The sequence below is a fragment of the Hydrogenobaculum sp. genome, from assembly GCF_049967395.1.
GTDB lineage: Bacteria > Aquificota > Aquificia > Aquificales > Aquificaceae > Hydrogenobaculum.
On the sequence record NZ_JBMFST010000102.1, the window covers coordinates 1 to 1792 of the forward strand.

2 protein-coding genes and 1 pseudogene are annotated in these 1792 nt (G+C 36.3%); all 3 read left to right on the plus strand.

Annotated features, from left to right (window positions below; all coding sequences use genetic code 11):
• Positions 1–296 (plus strand): annotated as a pseudogene (locus tag ACP5S8_RS08270) (hypothetical protein); the annotation flags it as partial.
• On the plus strand, positions 277–966 hold the full coding sequence (locus ACP5S8_RS08275) for a PulJ/GspJ family protein (RefSeq protein ID WP_461876464.1): 690 nt from the start codon (positions 277–279) through the stop codon (positions 964–966). The pseudogene ACP5S8_RS08270 and the gene ACP5S8_RS08275, both read left to right, overlap by 20 nt.
• A partial coding sequence (locus tag ACP5S8_RS08280; protein WP_461876465.1) for a type II secretion system protein GspK occupies positions 953–1792 on the plus strand: 840 nt, incomplete at its 3' end. The genes ACP5S8_RS08275 and ACP5S8_RS08280, both read left to right, overlap by 14 nt.

Consider the following 1792-nt stretch of genomic DNA (forward strand, 5'->3'; position numbering starts at 1 on the left):
CTGTGGATTTTCAAACAGAGCCCCAAGGAGATGAAAATTTAGGAGAAGTAAAGCTGACTTGGTATGCCAAACTTACAAACACCAGCAAGATAAACACTATAAAAAATCCTCTTCTTTTGGGACCTATGGCTACTGATATGCAAAAGCAAGAGCTTCCTTACAAGCTTTACTTATACCATGTGGATTTCTATCTTTCTTATAAAAACTATAAAGATCACTACGATATAGATATACTAAAATACAAATACTTAGGTCCCACTGGAAAACAGCTGTTAAATGTGCTGCCGATATTCTAAATCTGGTTATACTCTCATCGAGATTATCATAGCTGTGGCTATATTTAGCATGATGGTGTTTTTGGGTACGACGGCTCTTACCCAAGGTTTGAGGCAGTATAAAAATATATTGTCTCGTGGGCTTAACTTTTGGCAAAACGCAAAGTATGTATGGCTTACTAAGAGCGCTGGGTCTATGTTGGATTATTATGTAAAATCCCCCTATGGATGGGCGCCATTTTTCAGAGGGAAAGAGGATTATTTTGAGTATGTGAGCACATCTCCCATAGCAAACTCTTTGCCCGTGGTGGCTGTTGTAAAAGTCCATAAAAATAAAAAGGGTAAATACGATATAATCTATTACGAAAAGCCGGTATACACGATGTATTACGAAGACCTTATTGATTTTTACGAGCTTGGAGATTATAAAAAATCTACCAGTATTAGGCTTTTTAAAAACTTATCTTCTGTAAAATTAAGATACTACGGATACAACATTCAAACCAGAGAATACAACTGGTACAAAAATTACAGCGCCCTAAAGCAAAAAATCCTACCCACCCTTATAAAGGTATCTTACAAAAAACATAAGAAAAAGCATACATTAATACTTGGTGTAAACAACAACTCCCTCATAAAGGGCGTATACGGCATGATTTACCTTTCTGGAGGTGTAGGTGAAAAACGCTAAAAAAGGTTCAGCTACTATACTGGTGTTGCTTTTATCAGCAGTTATCATCACGTTGGGAATAGGCTTTGACTGGATAGTGAAAGAGCACATGAAAGCCACATACGACTTAAAAATAAAAACAGAGGGTATGTTGAAAGCATACTCTATAATAGATAAAGCCCTCTACATGGTTTCCTTGTCAGAATTTACCCCAAAGGGCTTAAACTCGGAGGTGGTGTTAAAACCATTTAAAAGCTCTTTCATACCTCTTGACGGTACTTACATAAGATTTAAAGATGTGGAAATATCCTTTCAGGACTCAAACGGACTTCTAAACATAGCTTATCCAAACGTAGAGGCTTTAAAAAACTTACTTGCTCAAAATACAAATGTCAACCCAGATGTAGTTTTAAAAGCTTGGGCTTCTTGGATAAGTCCAAATTATCGCGATGAGGATATACCTTCTGATTTCTACAAAGATTATTTACCCAGAAAATATCTACCACAGTACAAAGAAGAGTTTTCGTTAGTTTATGGTATGAATAGAAAAGCCTACAAAGCTATAAAAGACTATATAACCCTTATGCCAAACTCTGGATTTAACCCAAACACAGCTCCTGTTCCAGTGTTGATGGCTCGCCTAAACATCACGAAATCCCAAGCAGAGCTTATAAAAAGTTATGTAAAAGACAACACCATAACATCGGATACCCAACTTCAAGGCCTTGTGAGCCGAAGTTTAGAGATGCCAAATATGAGGATATACTATTTTCCTTCAAATTCCATTAGAATTATAGTGTATGCACTACATAACAAAAAAGCCATATACAAGATACATGCAGATATC

Bases quoted from the DNA above. Each gene is read 5' to 3' on its own strand.
- ACP5S8_RS08275 (WP_461876464.1), top strand. From the start codon at position 277: ATGTGCTGCCGATATTCTAAATCTGGTTATACTCTCATCGAGATTATC.